The 18,551-nt window shown below is 70.3% G+C and carries 15 protein-coding genes and 3 pseudogenes; 9 read left to right on the forward strand and 9 right to left on the reverse strand.

Annotated features, from left to right (window positions below):
• Positions 1-88: 88 nt before the first annotated feature.
• From ABT114_RS46505 to ABT114_RS46535, 7 genes and pseudogenes are all read left to right on the forward strand, one after another.
• The gene (locus ABT114_RS46505; RefSeq protein ID WP_351152357.1) at positions 89-1,234 is read left to right on the forward strand and encodes a VOC family protein; all 1,146 of its coding nucleotides are present in this window, start codon (positions 89-91) and stop codon (positions 1,232-1,234) included.
• Positions 1,231-2,169 carry a fumarylacetoacetate hydrolase family protein gene (locus tag ABT114_RS46510; RefSeq protein WP_351152360.1) on the forward strand — a complete coding sequence of 313 codons (939 nt, stop codon included), beginning with the start codon at positions 1,231-1,233 and terminating at the stop codon, positions 2,167-2,169. The genes ABT114_RS46505 and ABT114_RS46510 overlap by 4 nt, the downstream gene beginning before the upstream one ends.
• Positions 2,166-3,782 carry a bifunctional 3-(3-hydroxy-phenyl)propionate/3-hydroxycinnamic acid hydroxylase MhpA gene (gene mhpA, locus ABT114_RS46515; protein WP_351152363.1) on the forward strand — a complete coding sequence of 539 codons (1,617 nt, stop codon included), beginning with the start codon at positions 2,166-2,168 and terminating at the stop codon, positions 3,780-3,782. Before ABT114_RS46510 ends, mhpA begins: the two co-directional genes overlap by 4 nt.
• A 16-nt stretch (positions 3,783-3,798) precedes the next feature.
• On the forward strand, positions 3,799-5,817 hold the full coding sequence (locus ABT114_RS46520; RefSeq protein WP_351152366.1) for an acetoacetate--CoA ligase: 2,019 nt from the start codon (positions 3,799-3,801) through the stop codon (positions 5,815-5,817).
• Between the two features lie 147 nt (positions 5,818-5,964).
• Entirely contained in the window at positions 5,965-6,582 is a 618-nt protein-coding gene (locus ABT114_RS46525; protein ID WP_351152368.1) for a malonic semialdehyde reductase, read from the forward strand.
• Between the two features lie 75 nt (positions 6,583-6,657).
• Positions 6,658-6,839: pseudogene (locus ABT114_RS46530) on the forward strand (IS21-like element helper ATPase IstB); the annotation flags it as partial.
• 5 nt (positions 6,840-6,844) lie between these two features.
• Positions 6,845-7,711 (forward strand): aldo/keto reductase, encoded by an 867-nt coding sequence (locus tag ABT114_RS46535; RefSeq protein ID WP_351152371.1) that lies wholly within the window; start codon positions 6,845-6,847, stop codon positions 7,709-7,711.
• A 67-nt stretch (positions 7,712-7,778) separates the two neighbouring features.
• On the opposite strand, the pseudogene ABT114_RS46540 reads toward ABT114_RS46535, so the two are convergent.
• Both ABT114_RS46540 and ABT114_RS46545 read right to left on the reverse strand, forming a co-directional pair.
• Positions 7,779-8,342: pseudogene (locus ABT114_RS46540) on the reverse strand (HoxN/HupN/NixA family nickel/cobalt transporter); the annotation flags it as partial.
• 164 nt (positions 8,343-8,506) lie between these two features.
• Complete coding sequence (locus tag ABT114_RS46545) at positions 8,507-8,986, reverse strand: hypothetical protein (RefSeq protein WP_351152374.1); 480 nt, start codon at positions 8,984-8,986, stop codon at positions 8,507-8,509.
• Between the two features lie 457 nt (positions 8,987-9,443).
• Between ABT114_RS46545 and ABT114_RS46550 the strand changes: the two genes are divergently transcribed.
• Together ABT114_RS46550 and ABT114_RS46555 are read left to right on the forward strand one after the other, a co-directional pair.
• The gene (locus ABT114_RS46550) at positions 9,444-9,818 is read left to right on the forward strand and encodes a hypothetical protein (RefSeq protein WP_351152377.1); all 375 of its coding nucleotides are present in this window, start codon (positions 9,444-9,446) and stop codon (positions 9,816-9,818) included.
• Positions 9,770-10,051, forward strand: coding sequence for a hypothetical protein (locus ABT114_RS46555; RefSeq protein WP_351152379.1), 282 nt, complete (start codon positions 9,770-9,772; stop codon positions 10,049-10,051). The genes ABT114_RS46550 and ABT114_RS46555 overlap by 49 nt, the downstream gene beginning before the upstream one ends.
• A gap of 358 nt (positions 10,052-10,409) precedes the next feature.
• Here the strand turns inward: ABT114_RS46555 and ABT114_RS46560 are convergent.
• The 7 genes and pseudogenes from ABT114_RS46560 to ABT114_RS46590 all read right to left on the reverse strand — a co-directional run.
• Positions 10,410-10,589, reverse strand: a pseudogene (locus ABT114_RS46560) (cellulose binding domain-containing protein); the annotation flags it as partial.
• A gap of 252 nt (positions 10,590-10,841) precedes the next feature.
• Entirely contained in the window at positions 10,842-11,969 is a 1,128-nt protein-coding gene (locus ABT114_RS46565; RefSeq protein WP_351152381.1) for a glycoside hydrolase family 12 protein, read from the reverse strand.
• A 408-nt stretch (positions 11,970-12,377) separates the two neighbouring features.
• Positions 12,378-13,817 (reverse strand): GntT/GntP/DsdX family permease, encoded by a 1,440-nt coding sequence (locus ABT114_RS46570; protein ID WP_351152384.1) that lies wholly within the window; start codon positions 13,815-13,817, stop codon positions 12,378-12,380.
• Positions 13,814-14,740, reverse strand: coding sequence for an NAD(P)-dependent oxidoreductase (locus ABT114_RS46575; protein WP_351152387.1), 927 nt, complete (start codon positions 14,738-14,740; stop codon positions 13,814-13,816). Before ABT114_RS46575 ends, ABT114_RS46570 begins: the two co-directional genes overlap by 4 nt.
• 97 nt (positions 14,741-14,837) lie before the next feature.
• Positions 14,838-15,701 (reverse strand): class II fructose-bisphosphate aldolase, encoded by an 864-nt coding sequence (locus tag ABT114_RS46580; RefSeq protein ID WP_351152390.1) that lies wholly within the window; start codon positions 15,699-15,701, stop codon positions 14,838-14,840.
• On the reverse strand, positions 15,698-17,155 hold the full coding sequence (locus ABT114_RS46585; RefSeq protein ID WP_351152393.1) for a four-carbon acid sugar kinase family protein: 1,458 nt from the start codon (positions 17,153-17,155) through the stop codon (positions 15,698-15,700). Before ABT114_RS46585 ends, ABT114_RS46580 begins: the two co-directional genes overlap by 4 nt.
• 44 nt (positions 17,156-17,199) lie before the next feature.
• The gene (locus ABT114_RS46590) at positions 17,200-17,898 is read right to left on the reverse strand and encodes a FadR/GntR family transcriptional regulator (RefSeq protein WP_351152395.1); all 699 of its coding nucleotides are present in this window, start codon (positions 17,896-17,898) and stop codon (positions 17,200-17,202) included.
• Positions 17,899-18,551 lie beyond the last annotated feature (653 nt).

Raw genomic sequence — 18,551 nt, forward strand, 5'->3', positions numbered from 1 at the left:
CATCAATTATTTGGGTCCACCCTATTGACGATGGGTAACTGCAAAGTTGATGATTTCCTCATTACAGCAGTGTTGCTTGGAGGACACCATGTCCCACACCCCCGTTAACAGGGCCGCTCCCCAAACGCCCCACCAAGACCTCCACAGTGAGCAGGGGGCCTCGCGCGGTGAGCATCCGGGACGGTCCAGGAACCCCGTGATCAAGGTGGCCGACCTGGCCTGGCTTGAGTTCGAGAAGCCCGACCTGGACCAGGCCGAGGTCTTCGCCCGTGACTTCGGGTTCTCTATCGCCGCCCGCACCGAGGGAGAGCTGTGGCTGCGCGGCACCTTCGCCGGCTCACCCTGCATGGTCATCCGGCGGGGGCGTGCGTCCCGCTTCATCGGACCGGCGTTCCGCGCGGCCGAACGGTCCGACCTCGACCGGCTGGCCGGCGCCACCGGCAGTACCGTCCGGGACATCGGCGTACCGGGCGGTGGCCAGTCGGTCGCCCTGCTCGATCCCTCCGGCCTGCCGGTCCGGGTCGTGCACTGCGCCGAGCAGTTGCCCGCGCTGCCCGAGCAGGAGCCGCTGATCCTCAACTTCGGTACCGATCACCGTCGTACGAACGCCACCCAGCGTCCGCCCCGTGAGCCGTCCCGTATCCAGCGGCTGGGCCATGTGGTGCTGGAGACCCGGGTGTTCGCCCGCACCCTGGACTGGTACCTGGACACCCTCGGGATGATCGTGTCCGACTTCCTGTTCCTGGACGGGCAGCGCGGGCGCGGGCCGACGATGGCGTTCATCCGGTGCGACCAGGGGAGCGTGGCCGTCGATCACCACACGCTGGCCCTGCACCTGGGGCCCGGAACCGGCTACGTCCACTCGGCCTACCAGGTCACCGACCTCGACGCGATCGGCGCCGGCGGGGAGTACCTGGCCGAGCGCGGTTATCAGCGCAGTTGGGGCATCGGCCGGCACATCCAGGGCAGCCAGCTGTTCGACTACTGGCGCGACCCCGACCACTTCATGCTGGAGCACTTCGCCGACGGCGACCTGTTCTCCTGCGATCTGGAGCCCGGCTGGGCGCCGATGTCGGCGAGCGGCCTGGCCCAGTGGGGCCCGCCGGTCACCCGCGACTTCCTGGGCGCCAGCCCGTCCCCCGCCAAGCTGCGCGAGGTCATGACGGCCCTGCGCGACGACAACGAACTCGACCCGGCACGCCTGCTGGGCCTGATGAAAGCGATGAGCTCATGAGCACCAACGTTTTGCGTACCACCGACGGCTGGTGGGTCGTCCGGGACGAGCGCGCCGTCCGCGTCGAGACCAAGGCGGTCTCCACCGGCGAGCTGCTCGCCGACCGGGACGCGGTCCGCGAGGCCGCGGCCTCCGCCGAGAGCGGCACGCCCGTCGCCGACCTGGTGGCGCTGCCTCCGGTCACCACCCCGTGCCGGGTGGTCGCTCAGATGGTCAACTACCGCAGCCACGCCAAGGATTCGGGCTTCACGGGCGACATACCGCCCACCTTCTTCCGTAAGGCGTCCGGCTCGGTCAGCGGCCCCCATGACACGATCATCCGCCCCGCGCACGTGAAGTTCCTCGACTACGAGGTGGAACTCGGCCTTGTCCTGGGCGAGACCCTGCCCGTGGGCACCGTCGTCGAGGAGCAGGACCTGCCGCGCTACGTCGCCGGCCTTGTCCTGACCAACGACGTCAGCGCCCGCGACGTCCAGCTGACCAAGACCCAGTTCTACGAGAGCAAGTCCTATCCGACCTTCACCCCGACGGGTCCGTACCTGACCCTGCTGGAGCCCGAGGACTTCGCCCATCTGCTGAACCTGCGGCTGCGGCTGTCGGTCAACGGCGTGTCGCGCCAGGACCGCACGCTGGCCGACATGATCGTACGGCCCGCACAGGCGCTCACCCTGCTCGCCCGCTTCCAGACCCTCGACCCGGGCGACCTGCTGCTGACCGGCACTCCCGGCGGCACGGCCCTGAAGGCCCCGCCCAAGGCGGCCGAGAAGATCGGTGCGCTGCTGCCGCCCGCACTGAAGTGGAAGGCGTTTTTCAAGGGCCAGGCCAAGAACCCCAAGTACCTGCGCAACGGTGACCTCATCACCGCCACGATCGCCACCCCGGACGGACGGATCGACCTCGGCGAGCAGCGGACCCCCGTTACGGACGCAGCATGAAGGCCGCATCCCGGAGACCGGTGGTGATCATCGGTGGGGGACCCGTCGGGGTCACGGCCGCCCTCCTGCTCGCCCGGCACGGAGTGCGCAGCTTGATCCTCGAACGCCACCGGGACATCTACCCCCTGCCGCGCGCCGTCGTCGTGGACGACGAGATCCGCCGGATCCTGCAGAGCGTCGGTGTCCACGAGGAATTCGCCGCCCTCGCCCGCCCGGCGCCCGGGCTGCGGCTGCTGGACGCCCGGCGCCGCGTGATCACCGAATTCCCGCGGTCCATGCACGGACTCCACGGCTTCCCGCAGCTGAGCATGTTCAACCAGCCCGAGCTGGAACGCCTGCTACGTGACGCCTTGGCGCGCCGCCCGGAGTGCGAGCTGTGGAGTGGGGTGGAGGTCATGTCCGTCACCCAGTGCGACACGCAGAACACCGACGCACCCGACGATCCGACGGGTCCCGTCCGGGTCACCTTCCGGCGCGACGGCAGCGACGAGGAGGAGCACCTGTGGGCCGATGCCGTCCTCGGCTGCGACGGTGCGGGCAGTCTCACCCGTGACGCCATCGGCACCGACTGGGAGGACCTGCACTTCCAGGAGAGCTGGCGGGTCATCGACGTGCGCACCAGCCGCCCGGTGCGTACCTGGGAAGGCGCCGAGCAGATCTGCTGCCCCACCCGGCCGGCCACCTTCATGCGCATCAGCGAGGACCGCTACCGCTGGGAGTTCCGGCTGGCCGACGACCAGAACCTGGACGGCCCGGACGGATGGGAGCGCCTGCGCGAGCTGGTCGCCCCCTGGGTGGACCTGCCAGCCTCGCAGGGCGACGACTTCGAGGTGATACGGCAGGCGCAGTACACCTTCCAGGCCCGTCTCGCCGACCGGTGGCGCAGGGGGCGTGTCTTCCTGCTGGGCGACGCCGCCCACCTCACCCCGCCCTTCGTCGGGCAGGGTCTGTGCTCGGGCCTGCGCGACGCCCACAACCTCACCTGGAAGCTCGCCCGCGTCCTCCAACAGGGCGCACACGACGGGCTGCTGGACACCTACGAACGCGAGCGCAAGCCGCACGCCCGCCATGTGATCCGCGTGGCGGTCGCCGTCGGCTGGGCCATGACCGGCGGACAGGACCGCGGTGCGGCGTTCCGCCGGGCCGTCGTGGGCACGGCCTGTCGCATCCCCGGCGTGACCGCGGCGGTGAGCCGTGACCTCAGCCCCGCCCTGACCGCCGGTCCACTCGTACGGCGCCGCCCCAGGCTGACCGGCCGCGTGCTGGCCGGCACCTTCTGCCCGCAGCCCTGGACACGGCACGACGGCAGGCGAGTGCGCCTCGATGACGTACTAGGGGACTCCTTCGCCGTCCTGACCGCCGTACCGCCCACGACGCAGATGACGGCCGTGGCCACGGCACTGGGCGCCCAGACGATCCACGTCGACGACCTGGGCGACGACGGCACCCTGGCCGGCTGGCTGGCACGCGGCCGTGCCGACGCCGTCCTGCTGCGCCCCGACCGCGTCGTGATGGACACCGTCCCGGCCGGCACCGGCGACTTCACGGACATCGTCGCCTGGGCCCCCCTGCTGCACACGGCCCGCCGTACCGCCGACGCCCGGCCCGCCTGACGAGGAGCACCACACCATGACCACCCCGCACCTTGCGCCGTATACGGAACCCTTCTTCACTCCCGACCCGAAGTCGGCCGCCCACAGCCGCATCGCGGACTTCGCCCGATGGGCGGCCCGGCACCGGGGCGCCGAAGGGATCCAGGACCCCACGGACTACCGCGCCCTGCACCAGTGGTCCGTCACCGACCTCGAAGGGTTCTGGGCCGCGGTGTGGGAGTACTTCGACATCGACGCGACAACTCCGTACGAGCGGGTGCTGGCCGAGGAGACCATGCCCGGCGCCCGCTGGTTCCCCGGCGCCACCCTCAACTACGCCCACCACGCGCTGCGCAACCTGCAGCCGGACGCTCCCGCGATCACCGCCCTGGACGAGACAGGAGCCGGCTACGAGATCACGGGCCGGGAGCTGCGCTCCCGGGTCGCCTCCGTCGCCGCCACCCTGCGCGACCTGGGCGTCGGACAGGGCGACCGGGTGGTGGGCTATCTGCCCAACACCCCCCACGCCATCGTCGCCTTCCTTGCCACCGCAAGCCTGGGCGCGGTGTGGTCGGTGTGTGGCCAGGACTACGCACCCAAGGCCGCCGCCGACCGCTTTGCCCAGCTCGAACCCACGGTGCTCATCACCGCGGACGGCTACCTGTTCAACGGCACCACACACGACCGCCGGACCGCCTCGCTCGAACTGGTCCGCGCCCTGCCCACGCTGAAGGCCACGGTGCTCGTGGACCACGTGGGCCTTGCCTGGCCCGAGGGCGGGGACTCGGGGCTGACGGTTGCCTGGGAGGACGCGGCCACCCGCGTCGAGTACCTCAACATCGCCCCGGTGCCGTTCGACCACCCTCTGTGGGTCGTCTTCTCCTCCGGCACCACCGGACTCCCCAAGGGCATAGTCCACGGTCACGGCGGGGTCCTGCTCGAACACCTCAAGATGCTCGGCCTGCACACCGATCTGGGCACCGGGGACCGCCTGCTGTGGTACACCACCACCCACTGGATGATGTGGAACCTGGTGGTCTCCACTCTGCTGACCGGTGCCACCACCTGCACCTACGACGGCAGCCCCGCCCCGCTCACTCGCCCCGACGTCCTGTGGGAGCTGGCGTCCCGCCACCGCGTCACCGTCTTCGGCACCAGCCCCCAGTACCTGCTGGCCATGGCCAAGCTGGGCATCGAACCCTCCGTGCACGACCTGTCGGCCATCCGCGTCGTCGGCTGCACCGGCTCCGCTCTGCCCGCATCCGCCTACCCCTGGGTCCGAGACCATGTGGGCGCCGGCGTCCAGCTGGCCTCCACCAGCGGAGGCACGGACATCGTCTCCGGCTTCGCCGGCAGCGCCTCCACGACCCCCGTCTGGGCGGGGGAGCTGTCCGCCCCCAGCCTCGGCGTGGCGCTGGCCGCCTACGACGCGACGGGCACCCCTGTCCTCGATCAGGTCGGCGAACTGGTCGTCACCCGTCCCATGCCGTCCATGCCGCTGTACTTCTGGAACGACCCCGACGGCAGCCGCTACCGCGACGCCTACTTCGGCGCCTACCCCGGTGTGTGGCGGCACGGCGACTGGATCACGCTCACCTCGCACGGCTCGGTGATCGTCCACGGCCGCTCCGACGCCACCCTCAACCGCAACGGCGTGCGCCTGGGCAGTGCCGACATCCACGACGTCGTCGAACATCTCCCCGAGATCAGCGAGGCCCTCGTCATCGGCGCGGAGGAACCCGACGGCGGCTACTGGATGCCGCTCTTCGTGGTCCTCGCCGACGGGGTCGGCCTGGACGATTCCCTGCGCGACCGGATCCGCGACGCGATCCGCGCCGGCGCCTCACCCCGCCACGTCCCCGACGAGATCATCGCCGTAGCGGCTCTCCCGCACACGAAGACCGGCAAGAAGCTCGAGGTTCCCGTCAAGCGTCTGCTCCAGGGTGCCCCCGCCGAGCAGGTCCTGAACCCCGCGGCGGTCGACAACCCCGACCTGATCGCCTACTTCGCCCGCCTGGGCGCGGAGCGGAACAAGCGGTCAGCACACCACACATGAGTCGGCCAGGGCACCCCGGACCCATGCGACAGCACCGAGTCCTTGTGCCCCGCCCGGCTCCGCAAACCCCGTCCCCGCGGGGTGGTGCCGGGGCGGTCAACCCGCCCCGGCACCACACACAACCGAAGTAAGAGAGAAATGATGAGCATGACCGACCGCGAACCGCAGGCCCTCGATGTCCTCGACGACGCCGGACGAAAGGTGCTGTTCACCGAGGCCCGCACCGCGAACACCTTCGCCGAGGTGGCCGTTGCCGACGACGAACTCGCCATGATCTGGGAACTCGCCCGCTGGTCGCCGAGCGCTGCCAACGGCCAGCCTCTGCGTGTGCTCTTCGTGCGCACCCCCGAGGGCAAGGAGCGACTCGTCCGGCATCTCGACGAGGGCAACAGGGCCAAGACGCTCAGTGCGCCGGCCGTGGCGATCCTGGCGTACGACGTCGACTTCCACGAGCAGATGCCGACAGTCTTCCCGGCTCGCGGCGACATGCTGCGAGCGGCGTTCGCCGACCAGACCGACGTGCGCGAGGGCATGGCGGCCTACAACTCGGCACTGCAGACCGGGGTCTTCCTGCTCGCGGTCCGCGCGGCGGGGCTCGCGGCCGGTCCCATGGCGGGCTTCGACAAGGCCGGCGTGGACGGGGAGTTCTTCGCCGGCACCAGCTGGCGCTCGCAACTGGTGGTCAACATCGGTCACCCTGGTGCCGACCCGTGGTTCCCGCGGCTGCCCCGCGTGCCCGTCGAGGACGCCGTCGCCTATGCCTGAGGGCACGCCACCTGGTAGGTGAGAGGCGCCATGCCGTGGGCGCCGGTGCTCTTCGGAGTGCCGGCGCCCCTTTTCATCGGTGACTCGGGCACCGGTAAGTCCCAGCTGCTGATCGCCCCTTGTACCGTAGCCGCGATGGCTGGCTACCGGGTCACGTCCTGGCCACCAAGCTCGTCGGGGCCGCCGACGAGAAGCAGCTGACCAAGACGATCGCCCGCTACAGCAAAGTCGAACTTCTCTGCATCGACGAGCTGGGAAACCGATGACTTCAAGCACAACGAACACCTCGGGCACGGCGAGCACGTTCTCCATCGGAGGCGAACACGGGGTAACTCGGCTTGGGTTCGGTGCCATGCGCCTGCCGACCGAGCCCGGCCCTGAGCGGGAAGCCGCCATCGCGGTAGCCCGGCGCGCCGTCGAGCTGGGCGTCACCTTGATCGACACCGCCCACATGTACGGATGGGGCGCCAACGAGGAACTCCTGGCCGAGGCCCTGTGTCCATACCCGGACGACTTGCTGATCACCACCAAGGTCGGGGTCACCCAGTCCGGGCCGGAAGGGTGGGCGTACGACGCACGGCCGGAGAGCCTGCGCGAGCAGGTCGAGCAGGGCCTGCGCCGGCTCCGGGCCGAGCGCGTCGGCCTCCTGCAGCTGCACCGGATCGACCCGAAGGTTCCGGTCGCCGAACAGGTCGGCGCGCTCCGCGAACTCCAACTGGAGGGGAAGATCGGGCACATCGGGCTGTCCGAGGTCACCACTGCGCAGCTCGCCGAGGCTCGGCAGACCGCCGAGATCGCGAGCGTACAGAACCGCTACAACCTCTTCGACCGAGACTACGAGTCGGTTCTGGAGGCATGCGAGGCCACTGGCATCGCCTTTCTTCCCTGGGCCCCCGTCGCCGCAGCAGCCAACTCCGGCCACGCCTCCGCGCTCGCCACCGTCGCCACCGAACTCGGCGCCACCGCCCCCCAGGTCCTGCTCGCCTGGCTGCTCGCCCGTTCCCCGGTCGTCCTGCCGATCCCCGGAACCGCCTCGCTCGCCCATCTGGAGGAAAATCTCGCTGCGGCAGACCTCCGGCTCACCGACTCCCAGCGGCAGCGCCTCGACCCTACGGCCGTGCCCGCGTAGCGGACCGACCGACGTCGGCCAGTGTCAGAAACCGCAACTCACCTACAAAGCCACGCATCCCCCGCGGTCAGTCGGCCTGCTGCTCGGCGGGGCGCAGCCCGGCGGTCCACTCCTCCTCGATACGGCCGAGCTTCCACACGGCCAGGGCAGCCGCCCACGTGGCGAAGAACAGGCCGACGATGACGAACTCGATGGTGTTCAGGGTCCAGGCCGCCGATCCAGTCCCAGAACGCGCCGTGCAGGCGGGCCTTGTCGGCGAGCAGGCCGAGCAGTTCGGCGGTGCCGGTGATCAGCGCGACGGCGACGAACAGGCCGGTGATGGTGAGGTTGCAGTGACCTTCCGTACCGGCTTGGAAAAGGCCCAGTCGTAGGCGAAGTTCATGAAAGAACCGTCGATGGTGTCCAGCAGGCTCATGCCGGCCGCGAAAAGGATCGGCAGGCAGAGGATGGCGTACCAGGGCAGGCCGGAGGCGGCTCCGGAGCCGGCCAGCACCAGCAGAGCGACCTCGGTGGCAGTGTCGAAGCCAAGGTCGAACAGCAGGCCGAGTGGATACATCTGCCACGGCTTGGTGATCGACTTCATCGCGCGTCCCAGCAGGCGTGACCGCATCTGCCGGTGTTCCGTACGTTGCATGGAACAGGTGCAGGCAGGAGGGTGCCGTTGAGCCCCTCCTGCCTGCCTCCTGGGTGCGGTCAGGAGTCGCTGATCCCGAGATCAGCGTCCGCCTCCCTACCGCCAGCGGTTGTCACGGCGACGTGCACGGTCTGAGCCCACCCGTGCCGACGGCGCCTGTCTCACCGGTTGTCGCGGGCTCGGTCGTTGTCGGACTGGTCCGAGTCGTGGTCGTACCGGTTGGAGTCGTGGTCGTACCAGTTCGAGTCGTGGTTGTACCGGTCCCAGTCGCGGTCGTACCGGTTCGAGTCGCGGTCGTTCCGGTCCCAGTTGTAGCGGTGGTTCCTGTCGTGCTTCCAGCTGCAGTCCTCGTCATCCCAGTAGTAGAAGTGACCGCGGTGGTCGTACCGGTCCGAGTCGGTGAAGTGGTCGCTGTGCTGGCGGGCGCGGTCTCCGTCCCGGCGGTAGTCCTCGGAGTTGTGCCGGTAGGTGACAGCGCGGTCCTCGCGGTGGTCGTCGGCCTTGACGCTGACGGCCGGGCGCTGCACGTGCGCAGACTCGGGAACCGCGGCCGATGCGGTGCCCCCGGCGCCGAGAACGGCGCCACCCGCGACCGCGGCGGAGGCGGCAGCGAGAGAAATGCGCTTCGTGAGCTTCCTCATGGTTATCTCCTTCGTATTGGCGTCGTCCGCAAACCCAGCGATTGCTGTGCAGGTGATGCGGTGCGCCCCATCTATGTCGAAGCCGTATCGCCGAGTTCACCCCTTGTGAGGGCACAGTCGGCGACCATCAGTCGAAACGGAGGCCGCCGATCCGGCGGCTCCCCGCTGTTTTCCATACGCTGTATGGAAGTACAGTGATATCAGAGAATGTCCGAAAATGTCTAATGCGGGGGTCCGCGGCGCTGAGGTGCGGCTCGCCGGATCTGGTCGCGGCCTGGGTGCGCCGACCTGTTGGGCGGTCAAGACGTGGCTTGCGGCGGACCGGGACGGGGTTCGCCGGCGACGTCACTCGACATCTATGAGACGGCTTGACTCGCAGAACATCTTCGATACGTAATGTCTCACAGGTGGGGGGGTCCCGCCGAGTACAGGACCTATGAGTGGTTGAGGAGTGGCCATGGACAGGACCGAGAACGTCGTCGTCTTCCGCTTCACCGAACAGGCCTCCGCCTACCAGGCGCTCAGTGAGTTGAAGCAGCTCGGTGGCCCGACCGTGGAGGTCACGGGCGCGATGCTCGTCGAGCGCCGGCTGGACGGGACGGTGCGCATTCCCGAGGGCGTCGATGTCAGGGTGGGAGGGGGCACGCTGGTCGGCGGGCTTGTCGGTTTGGTGGTGGGCCTGCTGGGTGGACCGGTTGGCGTGGTGCTGGGCTGGGGCACCGGCGCCCTGGTGGGCGGCGGTGCCGACTGGCGGCGGGCGACGGAGAGCTCCTGGTGGCCCTGGTGGCCGACGAGGTCAGCGCGGGCAGCACGGTGCTGGTCGCCGAGGTAGCCGAGCGCGACATGGCGGCGATCGACCTGTTCGCCATGCGATTCGGCGCGGTGCTTGAGCGCAGGCCCGCCGAGCGGGTGCGAGCCGAGGTCAAGGCGGTCCGCGAGGCGGAGGTGGCGGCGGAACGCGAGGCCGCCGAGGCGCGCCGGGAGCAGAAGAAGGCCCAGATAGAAGACACGATGGAGACCCGCGGGAAGGCGCTCAAGCAGCGGTTCCAACGCCCCGCTGCCTGACTCGCTCGCACGTCATCACAGGCAGGGCCCAGGTCACGGACCTGGGCCCTGTTGCCGTTTGCTGTCGGCGTCCGTTGGCTCCGCACGGCCCTGAAACGCGCTGAGGGACGATGGCCGAGCTGCGGTCGGCTGAGGCGCTGGTCGATCCAGTGCAACTGCTCGATTTCACCTCGCCGGGCCGGATGCCCTCAGTCCCTACAGCCTCGGCATGCTGATGCACCGCGTGATGGGCCGGGGCGGCTGTCGGCGGGGACGGCGTTGTGGACGAAGAGGGGGGGACCTCGCCCGCTCGGGGCGTGTGCCGACCGGGCGGGCGAGGACGTTCGGGCTGCGTCGGCAGGTGCCCGGCGCGGGTGGGTCAGGCGGGCGGGGCTCCCCAGGCGGGCGTGGTACCGAGGTACGCGGGGATCGCTGCGGCGTCGGTGTACGTAGTGGAGGTGCCGCGGCTGTAGTCGCCGACCTCGTCGAAGTTCGACCAGTCGGACTTGCTCGTCCGTAGTTGCAGGTCGCCGGTGTTCTGGCCGACGGCCAGGGTGCCGCCTGTGGTAAGGGAGGCCGGCGGCGGACGAGGTGGCGGCGGGCTTCGGGACGGCGGCGGCCGGCCCGATGAGGGGCAGAGCGGCGGCGCACAGGGCCAGGGCGGCCGTCGCCGGGCCGCGGCGAGCGGTCAGGAGGCGCATGCGGGTGGGCCTTTCCGGGAGGAGCCGGGAGCGGGCGGCGCCGAGCGAGGGCCCGGGCCCGCCCGGTCCGCGGTGGAGAAGGCGGGCGGGTCCCGGAGTGAGCGGATGTGTCAGGCGGTGGTGCAGGCGGCGCCGTTCAGGCCGAAGCCGGCGGGCGCGGCGAAGGTGCCGGAGTAGCTGCCCTGAAAGCCGAAGGACACCCGGCCGCCGGGCGCGATCTGCGCGTTGTACGCGAGGCTGCTTACCGTGACCACTCCCGATGACGGGGAGACGCCGGCGTTCCAGCTGCTGGTGATCTGCTGTCCGACGGGCAGGGTGAACGCCAGCTTCCAGCCGTTGACGGGGGAGGAACCGGTGTTGGTGACGGTTACGTCAGCGGTGAAGCCGCCCTGCCAGACGTTCGTCGCGTAGGCCACCTTGCAGGCTGTGGGGCTGCCGGGGTCACCGGGGTTGCCGCCGCCGGTGTTGACCGTGGAGGAGAACGAGGTCACCGCGAGGCCGGCGCCGTTCTGCCAGGGCTCGAAGCCTGCCTGAACGCTGGTCAGGTACCAGCTGTTCTGCGCCAGCCCGCGGGAGACGGCCTGCCGGGCGAAGTCCATGACGTCGAAGTTCCAGCTGGTGATCGCCGACGGTGCGACGAAGGACAGCACGTCGTTGGAGCCGTTGTTGCCGGACCACACCTGCCACTGACGCCCGGCCACGGTGGCAGTGCCGACCTGCGAGCCCACGGGCTGAACGGATCCGACCTTGTTGAACCAGACCATGATCTCGGTCCGGTTGACGCCGTCGGTGCGGGGCGTGGGGTCGAGCCAGATGTCGTACGCGGCGTCGTACATCGCGTTGCTGACATAGCTGTAGGAGATGCCGGTCGGCGCGCTGGAGATGGTACTGAGCTGGGCCGGAAGGCTCGTGCCGGGCGAGCAATTGGTGTAGTGGCAGCCGTTGTAGACGGACGGGTAGGACTTCGGGGCGCCGTTCGTGGGTACCGAGCCGTCGGCCTGGGTGATCCTGAAACCCGAGTCGGTGGCGGTGATGCACTGGGCCTCGCTGGTGCCCCAGCGGTTGTTCTGGACGACGTAGCGGCCCTGGATCGTCGTCGACCCGAACGGTTCGCAGATGGTGGTGTCGGCCTGCGCCACCGAGGCGGTGGTCAGCAACGCGGCCAGCGAGACGAGCGAGGTGAGCAGGGCACCGAACAGGCCACGCGCGGTACGGGCATGGGGCGGTGACGGTCGCATGCGGTTCCTCTCCGAAGGGGTGGGGAGTAGGTACGGGAGCGCTCCCGCAACACAAAGATGGGAGCGCTCCCATTCCCTCGGTTTCGGCAGGGACACTAGAAGGGCTTCATGTTCCTGACAAGACTGGCGTGAACCTGCCGAAGCGTTTTCGAAGCCGCAGGCCGGAGAAGTGCGTGATGCGTCAGGACCAGACCTTGTTTGGGAGCGCTCCCAAAAGTGGGTCGAAAGCGCGCTCGAAGGCGGGTAAAGAGGTTTCCGTGTCGTCGCGGACGACCTGGTGGAAAGCGCCGATCCAGAACAGCGCCTCGCCCTCGCCCCGCACATCACCACGCAACGCACAGGTTGCCCGCCCCGGCCGCCGAAGGCCGGGGCGGGCACCCCACGTTCACCGATCCGAGCGGTGGACGGTCACACCAGTGGCCAAAGGGCTGCGGTGAGGGCGAAGCCCATGAGGCCCATGGCGGTCGTCTGCACCGTCCACGTCCGCAGGCCGGTGGCGACGTCGAGGCCGGCGAGCCTCGTGAACATCCAGAACCCGGCGTCGTTGACGTGCGAGAGCGCGAGGGCGCCCGCACCCATCGCCAGCGCCACCAGCGACAGGTGACCCGCCGACAGGTCGGCTCGGTCCAGCAGCGGCGTGAGAATGCCCGCGGTGGTGATGAGCGCGACGGTCGCCGAACCCTGGGCGGCGCGCAGTGCGAGGGACGTCAGGAACGCCAGCAGCAGGACGGGCAGTCCGGTGCGCTCCAGGACGTCGGCGACCGCGTTGCCGATGCCGCTGGCGACCAGCACCTTCCCGAAGACACCGCCCGCGCCCGCCACCAGGATCACCGCCGCGACGGGCGGCAACGCCGAACCCATCACCTCGGCGATGCGTGCCCGGTCCCAGCCACGCCGGGCCCCGAGGAAGTAGGCGCACAGGCCGAGGTCGATCAGCAGTGCCACCATCGGGGCCCCGACCACGGTGAGCACGGACCGCAGGACCGAGTCCGCGGCGAGGGTGTTCTGGCCGATGGTGCCGAGGAGGATCAGCAGGATCGGCAGGACGATCAGCGTCAGCACCATGCCGAAGGACGGCGGGCGCACGTCGCTACCCGCCACAGCCGGCTTGGTCAGGACCGCGGTGCCGTGGTCCTCCGGCGCCACGCTCCCGGTCGTCTCCGCCGGGGCGGGCCTGTCCTCGGCGGTGCCCGGGGCGCCGTACACCTCGGCGTACACCGCCGGGTCCATCGGGTACTCGCGGCGCGTGAGGCGGCGGGAGAGCAGATAGCCGAGCAGGGTCACCACCGCCGCTATCGGGATGCCCATCAGCAGGACCAGCCCCTGACTGGCGCCGATCGCCTCGATGGCCGCGACCGGGCCGGGGTGCGGCGGCAGGAAGGCATGCACGGTGAGCATCGCGGAGCCCATCGGCAGCGCGTAGACCAGTAGCGGCTTGCGGGCGGCACGGGCGACGCCGTGCGCGATCGGCATGAGGATGATCAGGCCGACCTCGAAGAACACCGGGATGCCCAGGATGAACCCGGCGACGGTCAGCGCGAGCGCGGTGCGGCGGGTGCCGAACTTCTCGATGAGCGTGTGCGCGAACGCGTGGGCGCCGCCGGAGAGTTCGATGATCCGGCCGACCATCGCGCCGAGGGCGATGATGGTGGCGATGTGCCCGAGCGTGGAGCCCATGCCGTCCTCGATGGTCTTTACCAGGTCGGCGGCGTGCACGCCCGCGGCGAGCGCGACGCCGATGCTGACGACCATGAGGGCCACGAAGGGCTGTACCTTGCCCTTCAGGATGAGCAGGAGCAGGGCCGCGACTCCGGCGACCGCAATGATCAGAAGGCTGCTGTTGCTCATCGTCCCGCTCCCTCCGCACCGTCCGGCGCCTTCGGGGAGAGCACGGTGACGACAGAGGAGTCGTCGTGGGCGCCGAGCCCGGCGCCTTCCCCGAGCAGGTACAACTGCTCGGCGGCGGCAGCCAGCGGCACCGGCACGTGGGCATCCTTGGCGATACCGGTCACGATGCCCATGTCCTTGACGAAGATGTCGAGCCGCGACTTGACCTCGGGCTGGGGGCCGTCCTCGTACGTCTGGACCATGCGCGGCCCGCGGTCGGCGAACATGAAGGAGCCCGCGGCGCCGTGCTTGAGGCTCTCCACCACCGTGGCCGGGTCGAGCCCGAGCCCGCGGGCGAGCGCGATCGCCTCGGCCGCCGCGGCGATGTGCACGCCCGCCAGCAGCTGGTTGACCGCCTTGAGGGCCTGCCCGTCGCCGGGCCGCGGTCCGACGACGGTGAGCGTCGAGGCGAGCAGGTCGAGCACCGGCCGCGCCGCCTTCAGCGCGACGTCCTCGGCGCCGACGACGATCAGCAGGTCGCCCTCGCCGGCCCGCACCGGGCCGCCACTGACCGGCGCGTCCACGGTCAGCACACCGCGCTCGGCGAGCCGTCGGGCGGTGGCGCGCGCCGCCTCGGGACCGACGGTGCTGGTCAGCACCACCACCGAGTCCGGGCGGAGCGTTTCCACCGCGCCGTGTTCGCCGAACAGCGCGCCCTCGACCTGGGCCTGGTCCCGGACGGCGAGGACGACGACGTCGGCCTCGCGGGCGGCCTCGGCCGGGGACGCCGCGTCGCGGGCCCCTTCCGCAGCGAGTGAAGCCCTGCGGTCGGCCGCGATGTCGTAGACGGTGACGGGAAGTCCGCCGGTCAGCCGCCGGGCCATGGGCATACCCATGGCGCCGAGGCCTATCACGGCTGTGTGGGGACGGGGGTGGGGAGACATCTTTGTCCTCCAGAGGAGAAAGGGGAGGGGAGGTGCGTCGCGGCTGGGGAAGGGCCGCGACGGATGTGTGGGGGCCTGCGGGGGACGGCGAGCGGTGTCAGGAGCCCTGGCCGTCAGGGGGCGTCAGGCGCGCGATGACCTCCAGCGCTGCGGCGGTCACCGCATCGCGGCCCGCCGCCCACACGGAGACCACGTCGGAGCCGGCCAGGGCGCCCGGGAGGGTCGTGCGGACGGCTTCCAGGAAGGCGCGCCGCAGTTCGGCGTTGACGTTGACCTTGGCGACACCACGGGCGAGGGCGTCGTGGAGCTGTTCGACGGGCAGGCCACTGGCGCCGTGCAGGACCAGCGGCACCGGTACGGCCTCGTGGATCGCGGCCAGGCGCTCCAGGTCGAGGCGTACCGGATCCTTGGTGAAGCCGTGGACGTTGCCGACCGCGACGGCAAGTGCGTCCACGCCCGTCGCGGCCACGAACTCGGCCGCCTGTGCGGGGTCGGTCATCGCCGTGGTCCGGGCGACGGCGTTCGTGGAGACGTCCTCGTTGCCCGCGAGGGCCCCGAGTTCGGCCTCCACCCAGGCGCCGTGGTCGCGGGCGCGGCGTACCGCCTCGCGGGTCAGGGCGATGTTCTCCGCGAAGGGAAGGTGAGAGCCGTCGACCATGACGGAGGTGTAGCCGGCCCGGAGGCAGGCCGTGATTTCCTCCAGGTCCCGGCTGTGGTCGAGATGTACGCCCAGGTGGGCGGCGGAGTTTTCGGCGGCGTCCAGCGCCAGCCGCATCAGCGCCTGTCGCCCGGCGTGTTTGAAGGGACTCGAGCCGGCCTGGATCAGCACGGGCCGTCCGGCGGCCTCGGCGGCGGCTGTGATGCCCTGGACCGTTTCCAGGTTGTAGGCGACGAATCCAGGCAGCGCCCGCCCCTCCGTCGCGGCCCGCTTGAGGGCGTCGGTTCCGTGCAGCAGCATCATGCGCTCCTGAGCAGGTCGAGGGTGTCGGCGAGGGCGTCGTCATCGCCGACGTTCCCGGCGAAGACGATGTAGGGGATACCGGCGGCGGGGCCGTCCACCGGCTCCCACAGCGAGACGATGCCGGGCAGGAGCGTGCCCCGTGCCCAGGCGCGGCGGATCCGCAGACCATGGGTGGCGGTGTCGCTGGAGGTGATACCGCCCTTGGCGATGACGAATGCGGGTCGGCGGACGTCGTTGACCCGGCGTACGGCCTTTACGAGCGCCGCCGAAACCTGGCGCGAGATCGCCAGGCTGTCGTCCTTGTCGGCACCCGTCACCAGCGTGCGCGAGGTACGGATCACCGCGTCGGAGGACTCGAGTGCCGAGGCGGCGGCCGCTGCGACCTCGGTGATGTGGGCGTCGCGCCGCTCCTCGTCGAGCAGCAGGGCGACATCGAGCTCGAACTCGGTGATCCCGCCGCGTTCCCGCAGCCGGTCCAACTGCCGTGTCGTCAGCGACACATGGGAACCGACGGCGATGAGTCCGTGCGGGGCATCCCCGCGCAGTCGGTGCAGTTCCGCCGGCGTCAGGGGCGGCCGACCGGACTGACCTGCACGGGCCCGCACGAAGGACGGCCCCACCCGGTACAGCAGCCGCGCGCCCTTCTCCTCCGCCTCGGCGAGAGCCAGGGCCAGCACCCGCAGGTCGTCGTCGCAGACCGCGTCGACGACGGCGGTACGCCCGTCGCGCAGCGAGGCGAGCATCCGCGCCGTGTGCGCCGGGCCACCGCCCCGCAGGTCGTCGAGCGTGATGCACAGCACCTCGTCCGCGGGCACACGACCATCCGTCTTCTCCTCGACCCACTCGGGTAGCGAGGAGCTGCGGTAGCCGAAGGTGGCGTCGCGGGCGAACTCGCTCTCGCCGACCGGCAGTAGCCCGTCCGTGGTGCGCATCCAGTGGCGCGAGCCGACGGTCAGCCGACCCGCCTCGATGTAGGCGGGGACCAGCACGACCCCGTCCGGGGCGCCGATGCCCAGCTCGGTGAGCTCCTCCGCGAGGACGTCGGTCTCCAGCGGGAAGTGGCCGCGCAGGGTCGAGTCGCCGCGACTGGCCAGCACGTAACCCGTGCCTTCGGCCTGTGACGCCTCCTGAAGGGCGCGCACCACCTCGCGGTTGCGGGCGGCGGCGTCCTCCGGCGACAGACTGCGGGTGTTGGTGAGCACGAAGAAGGCGGAGCTGTCCTGGCGCAGCGCCCAGCGTAGGTCGTCCACCGTCCAGGAGGTCAGCACCGGGACGTCGGCGACGGTCTGGGTGCCGGTCGGATCGTCGTCGAGGACGACCAGACGGGGCCCTGAGGAGATACGGGCGGCCACCTCGTCGGCGGTCACCTCGCGGACCGGGGGCAGTCCGTCCAGCACTTCGTGTTCGGGCACCGGCGTGCCGGGCCGCGTGGGGGCGGAGCGGGAAAGGGGCATGACGCATTCCTGGGCTGAGCGGGGAGGTGGGGGAAGCTGGAACATCAGTCGCCGTCTTGCTTGATGACGTGGGCGCGCAAGTCGTCCGCGGTCTGGTTCATATGGGCGTCCATCGCGGTACGCGCCGCCTCGGGGCTTCTCGATTCCAGTGCGGCCAGTACTGCCACGTGGTGCGCGATGGCGTTGTCACGGATCTCCGGGACGGCCGAGGTTTCCCGGCGGCCCTCGACGAGCAGCGGACCGAACGGCTCGAACAGCAGCGGGACGAACAGGTTGCCCGTCGCCCGCATCACTGTGTCGTGGAAGTCGATGTCGGCCTGCACGAACTGCTCGGTGTCGCCGGCTTCGGCGGCCTCGCGCATGACGTCCAGATGCTGCCGCAACGCGTCCAGGTCCTCCTCGGTACGGCGGGAAGCGGCCAGCTCGCAGGCGCCGTTCTCGATGAGGCGGCGCGCCTCGATCAGCCGCTCGGACAGGGCACCGCTGGACGTGCGCGAGGCCGCGCGCACCACCGGCTCCAGGGCCGTCCATCGGTGCGGCGGGTTGACGTAGGTGCCCCGGCCGCGCACCACCCGGACGACGTTCTGCGTGCGGAGTTGCTTGATCGCCTCGCGCACGGTCAGGCGGCTGATCCCGCCCTGCTCCGAGAGCTCGCCCTCCGGCGGGAGGGCGGAGTCCGGCGGGTACTGGCCATCGATGATCGCGGTGAGCAGCTGCTCCGCGAGGTCGTCTGAGAGCGACATGGTGAGCACCTCACGTTCTATGACATCAGACATCAGACATCAGATGTCTACCTGCCGGAAACAATGACAGTGGGGGAGGGGCGCGTCAATACCCGGCGGTGACGTCAAACGGGTGCTTCGCTCGTGGTGCGCTTTCGATCACTCAAACGAACAGTCGGGGCGGGGGCCTCATGCGTGAGCCGGGCCGATGTCAGGCGTCCCCGCACTCGGGTCGGCGTTGCGGCCGCATCGCGTGCCGATCGGAGGGCCCAGGGGTTTCTGGGTATGGCTGTCACTGTTACCCGGGTGAGGCGCGACCCGAGTGCCCGCCCTGCAGCGGCCGAGGCCGGCCGCCCCGGCCCGCCTACCCGATGTCGCACAGCAGGATGCGCGCCCTCGTCCTGGCCGCCGGACGCAGCGTCGCCCGCAGCGTGAACATCAGGAATTGCGCGGCAGAGTCGACCGACGGCCGTGCGGCCGTGGGGACTTCCTGTCGATGTCGCCCTCGGCCGGTGTGCCGAGGGCGACTCGCGAACGCCAGAGCTGTGCTCCCGCGGCCGTATGTGAACTGAAGGCAGTGGTGTGACGCAGGTCTCTCTGAGACAAGTTGACTCATAGACTCTCTGTGAGTCAATCTGTCTCACATGGGGGTCGCGAACAGGCAGATCCCGTGA

This window comes from Streptomyces sp. NPDC002088 (assembly GCF_040296605.1).
GTDB lineage: Bacteria > Actinomycetota > Actinomycetes > Streptomycetales > Streptomycetaceae > Streptomyces.

Excerpts from the sequence above, each read along its gene's own strand:
- ABT114_RS46505 (WP_351152357.1), top strand. The coding sequence starts at position 89 with ATGTCCCACACCCCCGTTAACAGGGCCGCTCCCCAAACGCCCCACCAA.
- ABT114_RS46510 (WP_351152360.1), top strand. The coding sequence starts at position 1,231 with ATGAGCACCAACGTTTTGCGTACCACCGACGGCTGGTGGGTCGTCCGG.
- mhpA (WP_351152363.1), top strand. The coding sequence starts at position 2,166 with ATGAAGGCCGCATCCCGGAGACCGGTGGTGATCATCGGTGGGGGACCC.
- ABT114_RS46520 (WP_351152366.1), top strand. The coding sequence starts at position 3,799 with ATGACCACCCCGCACCTTGCGCCGTATACGGAACCCTTCTTCACTCCC.
- ABT114_RS46525 (WP_351152368.1), top strand. The coding sequence starts at position 5,965 with ATGACCGACCGCGAACCGCAGGCCCTCGATGTCCTCGACGACGCCGGA.
- ABT114_RS46535 (WP_351152371.1), top strand. The coding sequence starts at position 6,845 with ATGACTTCAAGCACAACGAACACCTCGGGCACGGCGAGCACGTTCTCC.
- ABT114_RS46545 (WP_351152374.1), bottom strand. The coding sequence starts at position 8,986 with ATGAGGAAGCTCACGAAGCGCATTTCTCTCGCTGCCGCCTCCGCCGCG.
- ABT114_RS46550 (WP_351152377.1), top strand. The coding sequence starts at position 9,444 with ATGGACAGGACCGAGAACGTCGTCGTCTTCCGCTTCACCGAACAGGCC.
- ABT114_RS46565 (WP_351152381.1), bottom strand. The coding sequence starts at position 11,969 with ATGCGACCGTCACCGCCCCATGCCCGTACCGCGCGTGGCCTGTTCGGT.
- ABT114_RS46570 (WP_351152384.1), bottom strand. The coding sequence starts at position 13,817 with ATGAGCAACAGCAGCCTTCTGATCATTGCGGTCGCCGGAGTCGCGGCC.
- ABT114_RS46575 (WP_351152387.1), bottom strand. The coding sequence starts at position 14,740 with ATGTCTCCCCACCCCCGTCCCCACACAGCCGTGATAGGCCTCGGCGCC.
- ABT114_RS46580 (WP_351152390.1), bottom strand. The coding sequence starts at position 15,701 with ATGATGCTGCTGCACGGAACCGACGCCCTCAAGCGGGCCGCGACGGAG.
- ABT114_RS46585 (WP_351152393.1), bottom strand. The coding sequence starts at position 17,155 with ATGCCCCTTTCCCGCTCCGCCCCCACGCGGCCCGGCACGCCGGTGCCC.
- ABT114_RS46590 (WP_351152395.1), bottom strand. The coding sequence starts at position 17,898 with ATGTCGCTCTCAGACGACCTCGCGGAGCAGCTGCTCACCGCGATCATC.